Origin of the sequence: uncultured Mailhella sp., assembly GCF_963931295.1 — a bacterium.
Lineage (GTDB): Bacteria > Desulfobacterota > Desulfovibrionia > Desulfovibrionales > Desulfovibrionaceae > Mailhella.
In genome coordinates this window covers 1-13,897 of the sequence record NZ_OZ007001.1, presented here as the reverse complement: position 1 = coordinate 13,897, position 13,897 = coordinate 1, and the positions used below count along the sequence as shown (strand labels likewise).

20 protein-coding genes are annotated in these 13,897 nt (G+C 55.4%); 6 read left to right on the top strand and 14 right to left on the bottom strand.

What is annotated here, in order from left to right; genetic code table 11:
- Positions 1–63 precede the first annotated feature (63 nt).
- Both ABGT79_RS00100 and ABGT79_RS00095 read left to right on the top strand, forming a co-directional pair.
- A complete protein-coding gene (locus tag ABGT79_RS00100) occupies positions 64–429 on the top strand; it encodes an Hsp20/alpha crystallin family protein (RefSeq protein ID WP_346664449.1) in 366 nt (121 codons plus the stop codon).
- A gap of 4 nt (positions 430–433) precedes the next feature.
- A complete protein-coding gene (locus tag ABGT79_RS00095; RefSeq protein WP_346664448.1) occupies positions 434–790 on the top strand; it encodes an Hsp20 family protein in 357 nt (118 codons plus the stop codon).
- A 20-nt stretch (positions 791–810) separates the two neighbouring features.
- Here the strand turns inward: ABGT79_RS00095 and ABGT79_RS00090 are convergent, their stop codons facing one another.
- Positions 811–1,299, bottom strand: coding sequence for a pyridoxamine 5'-phosphate oxidase family protein (locus ABGT79_RS00090; RefSeq protein WP_346664447.1), 489 nt, complete (start codon positions 1,297–1,299; stop codon positions 811–813).
- On the bottom strand, positions 1,296–1,817 hold the full coding sequence (locus ABGT79_RS00085; RefSeq protein WP_346664446.1) for a GNAT family N-acetyltransferase: 522 nt from the start codon (positions 1,815–1,817) through the stop codon (positions 1,296–1,298). Before ABGT79_RS00085 ends, ABGT79_RS00090 begins: the two co-directional genes overlap by 4 nt.
- Between ABGT79_RS00085 and ABGT79_RS00080 the strand changes: the two genes are divergently transcribed.
- The gene (locus tag ABGT79_RS00080; protein ID WP_346664445.1) at positions 1,817–2,404 is read left to right on the top strand and encodes an NUDIX domain-containing protein; all 588 of its coding nucleotides are present in this window, start codon (positions 1,817–1,819) and stop codon (positions 2,402–2,404) included. The genes ABGT79_RS00085 and ABGT79_RS00080 overlap by 1 nt on opposite strands.
- A 2-nt stretch (positions 2,405–2,406) precedes the next feature.
- On the opposite strand, the gene ABGT79_RS00075 is transcribed toward ABGT79_RS00080, so the two are convergent.
- Both ABGT79_RS00075 and ABGT79_RS00070 read right to left on the bottom strand, forming a co-directional pair.
- Complete coding sequence (locus tag ABGT79_RS00075; RefSeq protein ID WP_346664444.1) at positions 2,407–3,192, bottom strand: inositol monophosphatase family protein; 786 nt, start codon at positions 3,190–3,192, stop codon at positions 2,407–2,409.
- Between the two features lie 7 nt (positions 3,193–3,199).
- Entirely contained in the window at positions 3,200–4,168 is a 969-nt protein-coding gene (locus tag ABGT79_RS00070; RefSeq protein WP_346664443.1) for a GAF domain-containing protein, read from the bottom strand.
- A gap of 290 nt (positions 4,169–4,458) precedes the next feature.
- Between ABGT79_RS00070 and ABGT79_RS00065 the strand changes: the two genes are divergently transcribed.
- Positions 4,459–5,568: a tyrosine-type recombinase/integrase gene (locus ABGT79_RS00065; RefSeq protein ID WP_346664442.1), complete on the top strand. Its 1,110-nt coding sequence runs from the start codon at positions 4,459–4,461 to the stop codon at positions 5,566–5,568.
- Here the strand turns inward: ABGT79_RS00065 and ABGT79_RS00060 are convergent.
- From ABGT79_RS00060 to ABGT79_RS00050, 3 genes are read right to left on the bottom strand one after another with little or no spacing between them, the layout of a single operon-like run.
- A complete protein-coding gene (locus ABGT79_RS00060) occupies positions 5,546–5,842 on the bottom strand; it encodes a hypothetical protein (protein ID WP_346664441.1) in 297 nt (98 codons plus the stop codon). The genes ABGT79_RS00065 and ABGT79_RS00060 overlap by 23 nt on opposite strands.
- 54 nt (positions 5,843–5,896) lie before the next feature.
- Positions 5,897–6,349 carry a phage regulatory CII family protein gene (locus tag ABGT79_RS00055; RefSeq protein WP_346664440.1) on the bottom strand — a complete coding sequence of 151 codons (453 nt, stop codon included), beginning with the start codon at positions 6,347–6,349 and terminating at the stop codon, positions 5,897–5,899.
- Between the two features lie 12 nt (positions 6,350–6,361).
- Complete coding sequence (locus ABGT79_RS00050; RefSeq protein ID WP_346664439.1) at positions 6,362–6,619, bottom strand: hypothetical protein; 258 nt, start codon at positions 6,617–6,619, stop codon at positions 6,362–6,364.
- Between the two features lie 160 nt (positions 6,620–6,779).
- Between ABGT79_RS00050 and ABGT79_RS00045 the strand changes: the two genes are divergently transcribed.
- Together ABGT79_RS00045 and ABGT79_RS00040 are read left to right on the top strand one after the other, a co-directional pair.
- The gene (locus ABGT79_RS00045) at positions 6,780–7,208 is read left to right on the top strand and encodes a hypothetical protein (RefSeq protein ID WP_346664438.1); all 429 of its coding nucleotides are present in this window, start codon (positions 6,780–6,782) and stop codon (positions 7,206–7,208) included.
- Positions 7,209–7,299: 91 nt separating this feature from the next.
- Complete coding sequence (locus ABGT79_RS00040; protein WP_077072278.1) at positions 7,300–7,947, top strand: VTT domain-containing protein; 648 nt, start codon at positions 7,300–7,302, stop codon at positions 7,945–7,947.
- Positions 7,948–8,342: 395 nt separating this feature from the next.
- On the opposite strand, the gene nrdD is transcribed toward ABGT79_RS00040, so the two are convergent.
- The 7 genes from nrdD to ABGT79_RS00005 form a co-directional block, all read right to left on the bottom strand.
- Positions 8,343–8,504 carry an anaerobic ribonucleoside-triphosphate reductase gene (nrdD, locus tag ABGT79_RS00035; RefSeq protein ID WP_346664437.1) on the bottom strand — a complete coding sequence of 54 codons (162 nt, stop codon included), beginning with the start codon at positions 8,502–8,504 and terminating at the stop codon, positions 8,343–8,345.
- On the bottom strand, positions 8,504–9,322 hold the full coding sequence (locus ABGT79_RS00030) for a hypothetical protein (protein ID WP_346664436.1): 819 nt from the start codon (positions 9,320–9,322) through the stop codon (positions 8,504–8,506). Before ABGT79_RS00030 ends, nrdD begins: the two co-directional genes overlap by 1 nt.
- 152 nt (positions 9,323–9,474) lie before the next feature.
- On the bottom strand, positions 9,475–10,059 hold the full coding sequence (locus ABGT79_RS00025) for a site-specific integrase (protein ID WP_346664435.1): 585 nt from the start codon (positions 10,057–10,059) through the stop codon (positions 9,475–9,477).
- A gap of 466 nt (positions 10,060–10,525) precedes the next feature.
- Positions 10,526–10,897, bottom strand: a complete 372-nt coding sequence (locus ABGT79_RS00020; protein WP_346664434.1) for a hypothetical protein — start codon at positions 10,895–10,897, stop codon at positions 10,526–10,528.
- 619 nt (positions 10,898–11,516) lie between these two features.
- Complete coding sequence (locus tag ABGT79_RS00015) at positions 11,517–12,323, bottom strand: hypothetical protein (protein ID WP_346664433.1); 807 nt, start codon at positions 12,321–12,323, stop codon at positions 11,517–11,519.
- Positions 12,310–12,927, bottom strand: a complete 618-nt coding sequence (locus ABGT79_RS00010; protein ID WP_346664432.1) for a putative phage tail protein — start codon at positions 12,925–12,927, stop codon at positions 12,310–12,312. Before ABGT79_RS00010 ends, ABGT79_RS00015 begins: the two co-directional genes overlap by 14 nt.
- Positions 12,927–13,897 (bottom strand): baseplate J/gp47 family protein (locus ABGT79_RS00005; RefSeq protein ID WP_346664431.1); only part of this gene is annotated, 971 nt, incomplete at its 5' end. The genes ABGT79_RS00005 and ABGT79_RS00010, both read right to left, overlap by 1 nt.

Genomic DNA, 13,897 nt, shown 5'->3' with positions numbered 1-13,897 from the left:
CCGTCAGATCCGGCGTCCGGCCGGATTTTCGATAACGTCCATGACGACAGCAAGGTGCCTCGCATGAAAAAATTTCCTCTTGCCGACGGTCCTACCGTCTTCGGCCATCTGTTCTACACCACGGCCATGCTGTACGACCGACGGGAACAGGCGCCCTTTCCGCCCGTGAACATCTACTGCTGCCGGGACAAGGTGCTGGTGCAGGCGCTGCTTCCGGGCATAAATCTGGACGCTGTTCACATAACTCTGGGCAATGACTCCCTTATCTTGGAAGGCTGCGTGCTGCGCCGCAAGGGGCACTATCTCCACGAGGAGCGCTACAGCGGGCGCTTCCGGCGATCCGTTGTCCTGGGAACACCCGTACTGCCGCAGGCCGAAGTTTCACTCCGCAACGGCATTCTCCAGATTGAACTCAAAAGAAGGACATGACACGATGATTCAAAAATACCGCTATCCGCAGGTGCGCCCCGCCACGGACGTCGTGGCTCTTGAGGACGGCATCCAGATCACGGCCAACATGCCCGGCGTGAACGAACAAAATCTTCAGGTAATACTTGAAGGAAACCTGCTTCACATCACCGCAAGCTCGCGTTGTCCCGTGCCTGCCGAAGAGAAGGACGTCCGCGCCCTGGAGTTCGGCAACGTAGATTTTGCTCTTGACATCGTGGTGGACGAGTCCTGTTCCGCTCCGGTCAAAACATCGCTGCACAACGGCGTACTCTCAGTCTTTCTTCCCCGTGGGGACGGACCGGTCACGGATATGCCCGTTGATTTTCGACAGCGCGTCTAGAGAAGTCGTCCGTCGCGCCGTCATCGAGTCACGACACGTCTCTTTCCCGTCATGGAAAGCACGGAAAGTTTCAACACGGCCAGAGACGGCACGATTTCCTCGTGGAAATGATACGAATCGCCCTCCTCAACATGATACTGTTCGAGGATGGCGCGCAGAGCAGGAATCTTTTCCTCTTCCGAGACGTATTCCATCACACCCGTGCCGCACACGCTTTCAAACTCCATGGTACTCTCGCACGCCCCCACCTGCGGCCCCGTGACGATGTCGCCCGCCACTTCCATGGAAAAAGCCACATGCCCGTTTTTCTGCAGAAGGTCGTGCTTGTGTCCGGTTACAGCTCCGTGAAAGTACAGCTCGACCCGGCCGTTCTCTTCCCTCAGCCCAAAATTCAGGGGCACCACATACGGATATTCTTCATCAAAAAAAGCCACATGACACACTCTGCACCGACGCATGACCTCAATGATCCGTGCAAATTCCGTGATTTCCCTGTCCTTTCTTCTCATCGTCCGCTTCTCTCCTGAAGACTGTTACGGAAATTCTCTGCCGTCAGCGTCATGACCAGCGCATCTTCGCCGTCGGCATAGTAGCGCCGGCGCATGCCTGCGGGCGCAAATCCCAGTCCGACGTACAGCGTCCTTGCCGGAACGTTGCCGACGCGCACTTCAAGCACGCCGCTTTCCCAGCCCTCCGGAGTCTCGCCCCTTCTTGCCAGATGCTTCCCGTTCAGCGTATCCAGAAGAGCAAAGGACATCAAAGGTCGGGAGAATCCCTTGCCCCGCTCTTCCGGGCGCACGGCAATGTTCAGCACCTCAAGTTCCCCGGCCAGCACCGACAGCGCAATGTATCCCAGCAGTCGAGAGTCCCGGAAAATGCCGTATCCGGCAAACCAGCGCTGTTTCCATGCCTCGGCGAACTGTCCCGCCGTCCAGCTGGAAGGAAAACAACACGCTTCCAACGCCGCCGTTTCCGGCATATCCTCAAGTTCAAGCCAGCGAACCTTTTCCCTGCGAGAAACCGTCAATGCCTTTCCGTCCTCTTTTGAAACGCCTGCCCGACGCCCCTTATGATCTTCCCGCCGCCCGCCTGCAGAAACTTGTCGAACTTCTGGAAGGCTACGGCAGACCTTTGATGCTCACCTCGCCGAAAACGGCTTCCCGACTGGGGCTTCTGCGGCGCATCGTGCTTGTCTGTCTGAAAAATACCCGGGGGCAGGTCTATCTGCAAAAACACGCCGCCTCGGCTCCGCTTTACGCCGGCTTGTGGGACGTTTCCGCCATCGGGAGCGTTTTTGCCGGAGAATCTCCCCTCGACGCCGCAGCCAGAGAACTTTCCGAACAGCTCGGCGTCGCCGGAACAAGACTGCGCCTCATTGGATCCCTGCCTTATACCGACAATCGCGGAACCAGTCTTTCCGCATCCTTCTTTCTGGCCGGTCCGAGTCCCGCCATTCCTACGCCGGACAGATCGGCCGACGTCATGTTCGTCGATCAGTATGAACTGGAAGGGCTGGCCCTGCATCAGCAGGAAATGCTGACCCCGGAACTTGTCTGGGCCGTGCGTTCCGGATGGATATTCCCCAGACACGGCGGGCAGTTTCTTGCCGGATGATTTCAGCCCAAAGAAAGATTCCCCACCATTTCCCCATGCACCAGTCCGTTGCTGGCCAGTATGGGCGAGTTGAAGACATAGGGATTGCCTTCGCGGCCCGTCACCATGCCTCCGGCCTCTTCCACCAGCAGCCAGCCCGCAGCGATGTCCCAGGGCTTTATCCAGCCCTCAAAATAGGCGTCAAAACTGCCGCATGCAACAAAGCACATGTCGAGGGCCGCAGAACCGCAGCGCCTGACCCCCACCGTGGAATCCAGCAGAATGCGCATGTCCCGGAGCACCTGATCCATATCTTCATGCACGCTGTAGGGAAAGCCCGTGGCGACGAGCGCGTCGGCACACGACGCCGTGTCGCTGACATGCAGACGCTTTCCGTTCAGCCACGCGCCCTTTCCGCGTTCGGCGACATAGCGCTCGCCCCTTACCGGCGCTGAAACCGCGCCGAGCACGACGCGACCGTTTTCCCAAAGCGCCACGGACGTGGCCGTATCGCCGAAGTGATGCGCAAAATTCGTTGTTCCGTCAACGGGATCAATAATCCAGCACGTTCCCTCGGGAGAAAGCGACAGCGCGCTTTCCTCCGCCATGTACGAGGCCCCGGGCACGACATCGCGTAGATGTTCCTTGAGAAAGGCCTCAATGGCCACGTCCGTATCCGTCACGAGATCGCGCGTGCCTTTGTGCCGGATGGTCCGAGGACGATCCCAGTTGCGCATAAACAGGGCGTCGCTTTCATCCAGAACCGAAAGAAGTCGCCCTGCACGTTCAGAAAGCTGCATGGTGTCCATAACTATCCTATTTGCTGCTTGCGTTCTTTTCCGCCATGCGAAGACGGTAACGCAGCGACAGAACTTCCAAAAGCCGCGCCAGATCATCGGCGGCGAGCCTGAGGAAAATTTTAAGTTCTTCTGAGATGGAGCGCGCCTCTTCCATGGCAAGACACAACACTCCGCAGGTACTCTTGCTCACGGTTACGGGAATACATACTGTGCAGCCGAACGCAGGCACGCCTTCGCGTTTGCCGAATACGGGCGTGGAACCGGAAAAGCCGTCGCTGTACACGGCCTCCTCGTTGCGGAACACCCATCCTATGATATCGTTGTGAATGGAGAATTCCTTATTTTCCTGTCCTGAAAGCAGCAGAGGCGGATATTCCCCTTCCATAATGTAGGTGGAGCTGCCATCCACCCGAGAGGCAAAGGCGACGTAGGTAAAACCCGTAGCATCCAGAAGCACAGGAAAAATTTTGTTCAGGTAATTCTTCCAGCCAGGATAGTTATGACGCAGCTCGACCAGGTGATCAAGCGCATGGAGATATTCGGCAGAAACGCCGCCGTCTGAACGGCTCTCCATGCTCTGCACCTGAGAAAGCATGTCGGCAAATACGGCAATCAGCTTCTGTTTTTCCGGGGAAAAGGCATGTCGCTGACAGCTGTCTATGCAAAGTATGCCGCCGTCCGGCAACGGACAGCCGAGGAAGGAACAGATTTCCGGCTCCCAGTCTTCCTTGTAGTAGCCCAGATAGGCCTGATTTTCATCAATGGAGCCCACGACAATGGGGGAACGGTTCCGCAATATCCAGCCAGCGAGTCCTTTTCCCGGCTGAATGACCGCATTTTGATTGATGTGATCGCCCTGACTGTAGGCCGCCATGATCTGCGCGCCCTGACCATTGCGGGGGGCTTCAAAAAGAACGACGGAATAGGCGTCAAAGACGCTGGCGGCAAGAGCAAGTATGGATTCTACGGGATTTTTGACAATCATGGCAGAGAGGGAGTTGAGGAAAAGAGGGATGGAAGCATAGTAACAGCTGGCCGCAGGAGGGGCAAGCTTTTCCTTCCAGTGAAACTTGAAGGGTGGAAAGTTCCATTTTGCTGTCTTTCATTGCAACGTATTATTTTTACTGCTATTTTACGCAAAAGGCTCTGCGTCTTTTTACAGCTGTTTGCGCCGCTGGGGAGACATTTGGGGAGATTTTTACGCCGTTGGGGAGATAAACGGGGAGATAAAACCGGGCTTCCTGAGAGCGCGTAAAACGGCAGGAGGACAACGTTATGACCGTCAAGACAAGCACCACTCGTTTCCCGGGAATATACACCAGAGAAAGCAGCAAGCGCCGGCACGACGGCAAGCCGGACATCGTGTTCTACTACCGCATCAAGGTTGCCGGCGTGAGCCGCTGGGTGAAGTGCGGCTGGCGCAGCGAGGGCATGAACGCCCGTCTGGCCGCAGAAATGAGAAGAAACGCCCTGGCACAGCTGAACCCCGCCATTCCCCGCGTGGCGCCGCTCTTTGCGGACGCCTGGAACTGGTACATGACGCAGCACCCGCTTTCCAAGGCCACGCGAAGCACGGCGCAGAGCTATGCCCGGCAGCACCTGTTCCCGGCCTTCGGCGGCCTCAGGCTGAATTCCATCACTCCGGAGCTGCTCACGGAGTTCATCCGCAGCCGCACGGCCGCAGGACTCGATCCCGGAACCGTCCGGCACATGCTTACGCTGGTAGGCATCATGTTCAATGTGACGCGCAAGGCCCGACTGCATAATCTCTCCTCCCCTGTTCAGGATATATCTCTCCCCGCCAATTACGAAAAGCGGATCCGTTACCTTTCTCACGATGAAGCCCGTCTTCTGCTGGACGCCCTGAAGAAGCGCAGCCTGCCCTGGCACGACATGGCGGCCCTGAGCCTGCTTACCGGCGCCAGGCTCGGCGAACTTCTCACACTCACCGCCGGCCAGATAGACTTTCAGAACGGCACGGCCGAGGTCATGGGCAAGACAGGCCGCCGCATCATCTATCTGAACAGCTCCGCCGTGGACATTCTGAAGGCCCGCACGGAAGGCCGGGTATCCACGGAATTCCTTTTCCCCGGCACCAAGGGCGGCCACATGAGCGAAACGCACCCGGTCTTCACCGACACGGTCAGACGGCTGGGGCTGAACCCCAAGGGCACCCCGAATCACCGGCGCGTGGTTTTCCATACCCTGCGGCATACCTTCGCTTCCTGGCTGGTCATGCAGGGCGTGCCGCTCTACACGGTGCAGAAGCTGCTCGGCCATGCCAACATTCTCATGACCCAGCGTTATGCCCACCTGGCCCCCCATTACGAGCGGGCCGCAGCCGAAAAGATTTCTCTCCATCTCAGCCCCTCCGATGACGATTAGCCAGCCAGTGCTTGACATCCTCATGCCGGTACAGAATCTTGCCTCCGTCGTCGGCAAGCTGCGTGTAGTCCGGGCCGCCGCCGCGGCATCGCCGCGTGGCCAGCGTGGAAGCGGGAACGCTGTAAAGTTCTTCCACTTCGGCCGGGGTAAGGCACTCCTTTTCCTTGAGCATGGCCAGCCGGGATGCTCCTTCCACAGCGTCACGCACGGCAAACAGCACGCTGATGACCGCATCCTGAAGAAGTTCCCCACGGTTTTCCATCTGCTTGTCCATAACGCCTCCTTAAAAAGCGCAGCCCGCCGGAAAGCACACGGCGGGCCGTTTTTTTCAATAGTCCGCCGCGGCTTCGGTGCGCTTCAGCACACGCAGCACCGCCGCAATGACTTCATGCCCTTCCTTGTTGATGGCAAGCGCCTCTCTGGGGGTGATCACGCCGTCCTCTATGGACTTGCCCAGTACGGACAGCATTTCTCCGAAGCGCTTCACGCTGTCGGCCATTTCCTGCGTTATCGGCTCCATGCCGGACTCGGCATCGGGGAGGCGAAGGAACACCGTACCCGTCACTCTGGCAAGATGCTTTAAAGGCTCATCGCTGCCCGTGGCATGGAGGTACGGCACAAGCAGATCCATGTCCGGCTTGCGCGTGCCGTCGTGCAGAAGCTCGGCAATCATCACCCGGTACGGACGGCCCACCTGTTCCGCAATCTGCGAAGCCTTGAGTCCGGAAGGCGCATTGAGCACCGCCCTATGCACCACAAGAGAAAGCGGCTCAAACTGCATACCCTGCCCTCCTTATTCCATTGTGGAGTCGTGCCCCTCGGGCAACACCTGCAATATCCGCCCCTCGGCATCGAGCATGGGAACCATGACAGGTCTGCGACTGGTAAGGTCTATACCCGGAGGAAGCATATCTTCAGGAATTCCAATACGTACCAGTTGAGCATGGCGTTTTGTAGGTATGCGGTCCTGCATGAGCATACGGCGCAACGGAGTTTCCTTGATACCTAACTGTGCAGCCAGCCAGACAAAAGAGACATTACGTTCCTTCATCCATTGTTTAAGAAGTTCATACCGAGTCATTCTTGATTCCCCTTTCTTAACCTGATAGGGAAAAGGTTGTCTTGTTTGGTCTGATTATTTGATGTGCATCTATTGATTGACTTGTAATAGGTATTTCCTATTGAAGTCAATAGGTATTTCTGTTTGAAATATGAAAACACTGCCAGAACGCATTGATTTTCTTATCAAAGAAAAAAAATCAAGCCGCACGAAGCTTGCGGCTCTTTTCGGTGTCTCCCAGCCAACTTTTAACGGCTACTTCCACTCACCCCGTGGAAAGGCGTTGGCGGCCCTTACCGGACGAATCTGCGAACTCTGGCCGGACGTGTCCCGCAAATGGCTGGAGACCGGTGAAGGAGAACCCTATCAGGCAGAACAGCACAGCGCCGAAGAATACGCCGCGCTGAAGGCGGAACTTGATGCCGTCCAAGCCATGCTTGATGCCCAGCAGGCAGAAAACGAGCGTCTGCGCTCCGAGCTGGATGAAGAGCGCCGCTTGAACCGAAACCTCACGGCCAAGCTCCTTCTGGGAGACAGCACAGAAGACTCTGCCGGGAAATCCAAGAAGAACAGCGTCTGAAAAGACACGGATTCCGGTTGTGGGAGTCCCCTTCCCCAGAGGACGACGGGCCGGACTGCGCATGAGCCGTCGGCACATAATGGAGTCTTGTATGATTCTTTCAATTATAGAAAGCTTTTTTTCTTTTGCCATACATATAGATACATATCTCTTTTCACTTGTTGAATCATATGGATATTGGTTATTGGTTATACTTTTTATTATCGTTTTCTGTGAAACAGGCCTGGTAATTACTCCATTTCTTCCGGGAGATTCTCTCCTCTTTGCGGTCGGCACCGTTGCGGGAGCAGGCTTTATTAATGTTTTTCTATGTATAGCAGTTCTTTTATGTGCAGCAGTCATTGGAGATGCCGTAAATTATGAAATAGGACGTCATGCAGGTCCTGCTATTTTCAAAAAAGAAACAAGGTTTCTCAATAAAAAGCATCTTATTAAAGCTCATCTATTTTATGAGCGTCATGGAGGAAAAGCTATCATTCTTGCAAGGTTTATTCCTGTTATACGCACCTTTGCTCCTTTTGTTGCAGGAATAGCCTTAATGAATCCTGCTCAATTTTTTTTCTTTAACATTATTGGCGCTACAGCGTGGGTAACAGGCCTTGTTTTTATGGGATTTTTCCTTGGGAATATTCCGATAGTGCAAGAAAATTTCAGTATCGTTATTTATAGTATAATTATTATTTCCATTTCTCCCGTGGTATTCGGCTTTATTCGTTCAATATTGAAAAAAAAAGGATAGTCTCCCGTCTGGGAAAATTGGTCAGAATGATTCTTGTACGAAAAACAAGAGAAATTCTCACTTTAAAAACTGCAAAAGGCCCGGCATAAACCGGGCCTTGCTTTTTATGAGGTGCTTTCGTATGGTGCCGGGCATGGGCCTGCTTCCGCAAAGGAGGCGAAGGCTCAAATGGAGCAGCTTCTCATTGACCTGCTTGTCCAGATTCTGGCGGCGGTCATCGCGGCCCTTGTTATCCGTCGAATAGACCTTTAACGAGTTGGCCCCCGGAAGCTGCTACTTCCGGGGGCTGGCAAAAAGCGTTTAGAACTACTAAATGCGGAAGCTGGCCCATCACTGGGGAGGAAAGTGTTGACGCGCTTTCCTCCCCTTCTTAATGAGCATTTTTCCTGATTTCGTCAAGCGGCACGATGTTTCAACGGCTTCATATCCATGTGCTTCACGCGGTCGCGTTCTTCGGCCCGCTTACCATCGTTGAAGCGCTCCAGTCCGCCCACCAGGTAGCCGGTGATTCGGCGGATACGCTCGAAACGGACGCCCTGCCCTATAAGCTTTTCCATTACTCTGTCACCTCCTCCCACTGCCAGAGGCCTTCGGTACCAGGATCCCATACACATGCGGGCATATCAGCCTTGGCCAGCCAGAGCTTGCCGTCAAAGGTGTAGTAGCTTCCATTCTTCACGTCCATGCCATGCAGATATGTATAGGGGCTCTCCTTCGTACCGTCCGGCTCGTCGCCGGTACCCGCGTCCACAGAAAGAGGCCTGTACACGGCAAGCATCCCCTCGGCGTTCGGCGGCTGGTGTTCCTGGGCAGTGACCTCCTGCACAACTTCATAGACCACGCCTTCATGTTCCAGACGGTATCCTGCGTTATAGGTCTGCCCGGCCTGCCAGGACTCGAATACATGAGCCTTAGCCATGACTGCGAACTCAGACGCAGAAAACGCAGACGTTTGGAGCGTAGCCGTGCGCATACGAGCATTGATGATGCTGTTTGCCTGCATCTGTGCCGCGGCAAGCTCTTCCTTTTCAATATCCTCTGGCGTCTTAGCCGGCCGTTCCAGCAACGCACCTTCAGGCAGCGGCCCCAGTTCGGTGAGATACCGTGCCGGAGTCTGCCAAGTATCGCCGGGCAGCCAGTAAGCCGTTCCGGAGCCTTCCACGATAACGCCGCCCTTGTCCCTGGTCTGGCGGTGATCCTCCACCAGTTCCCAGGCGTCGCCCGTCCAACGTGCGGCCTGCTTTTCTCCGGTCTGCGGCGGCTGCTGAACCGTCGCCCCTATCACGTCAACAATGTCCTGCCCGTTAGGCCGTTTCTGGGCTTCCATTTCCCCGGTGAGCTCGCCGGTTTTCAGGTCATACCTATACAGCTTCATGACACTTCTCCTTTTTTTCTACGTTTCGGCTGTATTCCCCTCTAAACCGCAAGCGTAAAGCCTAGGGCACTCCTGAGCAAACGATTTCAGGCGCACGGCAAGACCACCTTCCGGCGGATGCCGTGGTGCCGACAGGCTTTTTTGCCGGAAGGTCAGATTTTCAGGCTGGCCACTGCCGGTATGGCGTTGACTGCCTTGATTTTCAAAGCGTTGCTCACATGCTGATAGACGGACAGCAGCATGGTGTAGGTGCTGTGTCCCATAAGTTCGGCAATGCTTTTTATATCGCCGCTTTCCGCCATGCTCAGAGTGGCGAAAGCGTGGCGCAGGTCATACGGCCGTATTTTTCGGGCAATGCCGGCCTTCTCCCTCAGTCTTCGCCATGTTTCGCTGATACGCTTTACCGGCTTGCCCCGGTAGTGAATGACGCTTGAACAGGCATTCCCGTCCCGCTTCCGCCATTCCCTGACCTTGGGAAGCAGGGCTTCATGAATAGGGACATAGCGCGCGGAAATCGTTTTTGATTTGTAGGCGCACGGCATATAGATAACCCCCTCATCGAGCAGAATGTCATCCCACCGCAGCCGGAAAAGCTCACAGGGGCCGGGACGCGCCCCGGTGTAAAGCCCAAGAAGAATGATTCTCTGGATATGCTCAGGTGCATGCTTCAGGAGACGATCAATCTCCGGTATTGTGGGCGGCTCTATGCGCCGGGAAGGCGCGTGCGGCAGCTTCATGTTCCGTATGGGAGACTCCTTCAGAAAACCTTTGGCCACAGCCCAGTTGCAGGCAGCCCGGAGGACGGACAGACGGCGATTTATGGTACTCTGGCCGACATTCCGCCCCCGCTGAATTTCCGAAAATACGCGCACGTCATCGAGCGTAAGGCTGGCCGCCCTTCGGGCGCTGAAAAGCTCCAAGATGGGCTTGATATGATAGCCGCTCGATGATCTTGTGGACTCCCTGATATCAGGACGCGCCAGAAACTCCCGGAAAAGCTCAGCTATGGTGATTGCCGGCGCATTCGCCCTGCTGCGTTTTCTCGCCCGTGTCATGAGCACCTTTTCCCGCTCATAAATCGCCCGCTGCGCCTCCTCAAACGCGACCGCCTGCGCCTCAGATTCAAACCATCGGGTACGAGGGGCTTTTGTCCACGGATTCTTCCATTCAACCTTCCACGGTTTACGCCTCCAGGGAAAATTTTTAATCATAGCTACTACTCCTGATGAGTTTTTTCGACCAACTATCAGGAATACTTAAAAATTTATAGTCTTTTCGGCTTTTGCGGAACGGGGGAACAATCGGTAAATATAACACTCCTGGAATGCCTGGTCTCACTGGTAAAATCCAACGGCCTGCACAACTTGCGGATGATTTCAATTTTGGTGGTGAATGGCTAGAGACATCAGAAAGTGGTGCTCTCACATCAACACAGTATAAAATCAACCAGAGCATCAATAGCGCGCCATGGGCAGGAGGAAGCTGTTTAGGGAGTATTATCCTTGATGCATCTCGGTCAAATAGCGAATACGGAGCATCCAACACCGTTATGCCAGCATCCACCGATGTGCCCATGGGCATCTATCTAGGCCGTCCTGCCTAGATAAATACCATAACATATAGTCACATTACTTGGACGTGTCTCTGATGCTGTACGTTGCAAATTTTCCCAAAAAATATATCCACTTCCAGAAGTTTCTGATGGTACATTAGATGTGCTATCAAACTCTCTTCCATTCAATACATTTCCATACACACCTGATGGCCCAGCACTAGAGGAAAGATTGCCTAGAAGACGCGAGTGTATTTTTGTGATACCGGTCTGCACTGCATCCTGTTGATAAGCTCCAATCTGAGAATCCGGTTCCCCCGCGTTCCGCAAAGACTTGTTCTTCTTGAAAAAAGTAAGGAAGCCCGGCCTTTGCGGAACGGGGAGATTCCAGGGAAGTACAATGCTGCGGGCATGCCGAACATCTACGGAAATTCACAAGTCGCTGGTTTTTGGGACCCTTCTTCCATGCCCACTCCCCTATTTCAGGGGATGGGAACATGGGGATGGTCGTTGCAAGTTAATTCTGCTACAGGGACAGCAAGTGGAAAAATTATTGGCATGGACGCGTCGTATGTGAATAGCTGTTATGGACGGTATGGCACTGTCATGCCAGAGTCTGCTGATATACTCTGCGGGATATATCTAGGCCGATCTTCCGAGGTATAGCCCCACAGTTATGTCTACGCTGGCGGGCATGACCGTGTTCGAGGCTCCAAATATACTATTTGCTTTGGATAGATCTATGCCGGGGACCGATAGCTTGTTTTGCAAATTGTCATATGTAGCATAAGCAAGATTATCGGCGACGAGATAGGCGTCGTAAAAAACACCCGTAGCGGAAGTCGATTTACGATTGTCCGTTGAGCCATTGCTATATCCCGTGGCGTTAGGCAGACCTGGGGCATTATATCGACCCATAGTCCCCGCGCCCCGCAAAAACAGTCCACTCAGCCTAGGTGCATATAATCCAATACCTTCCGAGTGTTTTACCCATTTGCCGGCCCAGGCAGCTTTATCCTCTGCGGAAGCGTTCGCCTCCAGCAACATACCGTTGAAGCCGCCAGCGTCGTATTTCTCTTTGAGCTCGGGATAATCTTCAAAAAGAAAGAGAGAGCCGTCCGGCATTCCGAATCCCCCGGGCAGCGAGGATACAGCCATAGGCACAAGGCTTCCAATCATGGCCTTGCGCCACTTCTCAGCTTCAGAAGTAGAGAAAAAATATTTCAGTGCTTGCAGAAGCTGCTTCAAGTCCGTTCCTGAAGGTGTGAGCTTCGCGTCTTGAATCACCGCAAGGAGTTCTTCCTGCACGCCGTTGCACCACTCAGCGGTCATCATGGTGGCCAGCTCGCCGGTTGCGGGATTGCCGTTGGAAAAGTAGCCGGGGTCATAGGAATTTTCCTGAGCAGGAGGCATGACCGACACGACACCGGAAGCTTTAATTCTCTGCATCTTCCACTCCTTGATAGGTGACAAAAACCTTGCTGTGGGCAGGCTTCTGCCGGTTTAAAATACATTCTAGGGAATTGTCGCCCCATGCGCGCAGGCGTTCGCCCATGACGGACTCTCCCATACGGAAAGCCCGAATCCGACCGCCAGACGGCACGGAGACGAAAAACACATGATGAAAAAGGATATCGTTCAGCCTGTCTCCCATGCGCGATACGCCCGCGCGAAACTCGCGTACACAGGAGACAACGGCATTTTCATAACCCTGAGCGTGGGCCAGTTCCCCATAATAGGCCTCATTCATGAGGCCGCCGCGCTGAAGCTTTTTGACCACGGCTTCACGCCTGGCCGCCACGCCTGCGCCTTCCGGTGAACATTCATCCGGCAGACCGAGTTCCTCTTCCCAGTCTTCCAGAGCTTCCAGAGTCTGCTGCGGATCGAGCTCACGGAGGAGGCGCTGTGCATCGCCTTCCAGTCTGGCCAGTTCCGCACCGAAGGCTGCAAGCAGACGGGCAAGGTTGGATTCCGGGGACGCCGTCCAGATGACGCCACGCGGCAGCAGTTTTCTCAGCATGGCGGCGTAGTCAGCTGCGGTATGGGCGGCCATCAGTCCACCCCCGCAAAGGATACATTGCCGAGCATGGGCATGACGTTTTCGTCCGGCACAATGTTTGCCGCGGGCGACACCAGCACATGGTCTTCTTCTCCGGCGGAAATGCTCACGGCCTCATTGATGTGCGAAAGGGGGATGGTCACGCCGGGCGCCCCTTCGCGGACAAAGAGGTCCGCAAGCTCCTGTTTGACGGCGCTGCGCACGGCTTCCGTATTGGGGGAAATCTTCAAGGAGACATCCACTTTCAGCGCCTGCGGCGCGAAGGCCAGAAAATCGGCCGTCACAGGTCTGCGTGCGTCGATGTAGTCCTGCACGCGCTGCACCATTTCCTCATCCGGCAGCGGAGATTCTTCCTGTCCGTCGCAGACAAAGGACAGGCCCACGGTACCGAGCCCCAGGTAAAGCGGATAACACCACGCACGGGTGACGCCGGGCACTTCCAGAGCCCAGGTCACATAGTCAGTCGCCGTGCCGCCCATGGGCGGCGCCTGCAAGGTGGCCAGAAGACGGGCCCGGAGTTCGTCATCCGTTTCGGCATCCACGCCGCCGCTGAGAGAAAGCACAGTTGCCGAACCGGAAACACCGGCCACAGCCTGCACCAGCGTGAGCGTTTCGCCCGCGTCCAGATTGCCGGAACTGCCGCTTTCCGAAGCCGTGATCATGCCGGAACCGGGCACGACCACGTCGGCGTCCACGGTAAAGAGAAGTCCGCCGTCACTTTTGAGCACGGCGCCGGCGGGAACGAGACCGGCCCCGGAAAAGGAAACCTGCCCCACGGCCCGCGCGCCGGTCTTGCGGGTCATGCCCCAGGTGGACGCCTTGAGCTCCAGAAACTCCTGTTCCGCCGTCCTTATCCAGAACTGGGAAAAATACCACTGCAGTGCTCCGTACATGAGATGACAGGCTCCAGCCCACACCCAGACCAGAACGGAAAGCACGGAACGGGATTTGAGCGGGGCGCCGT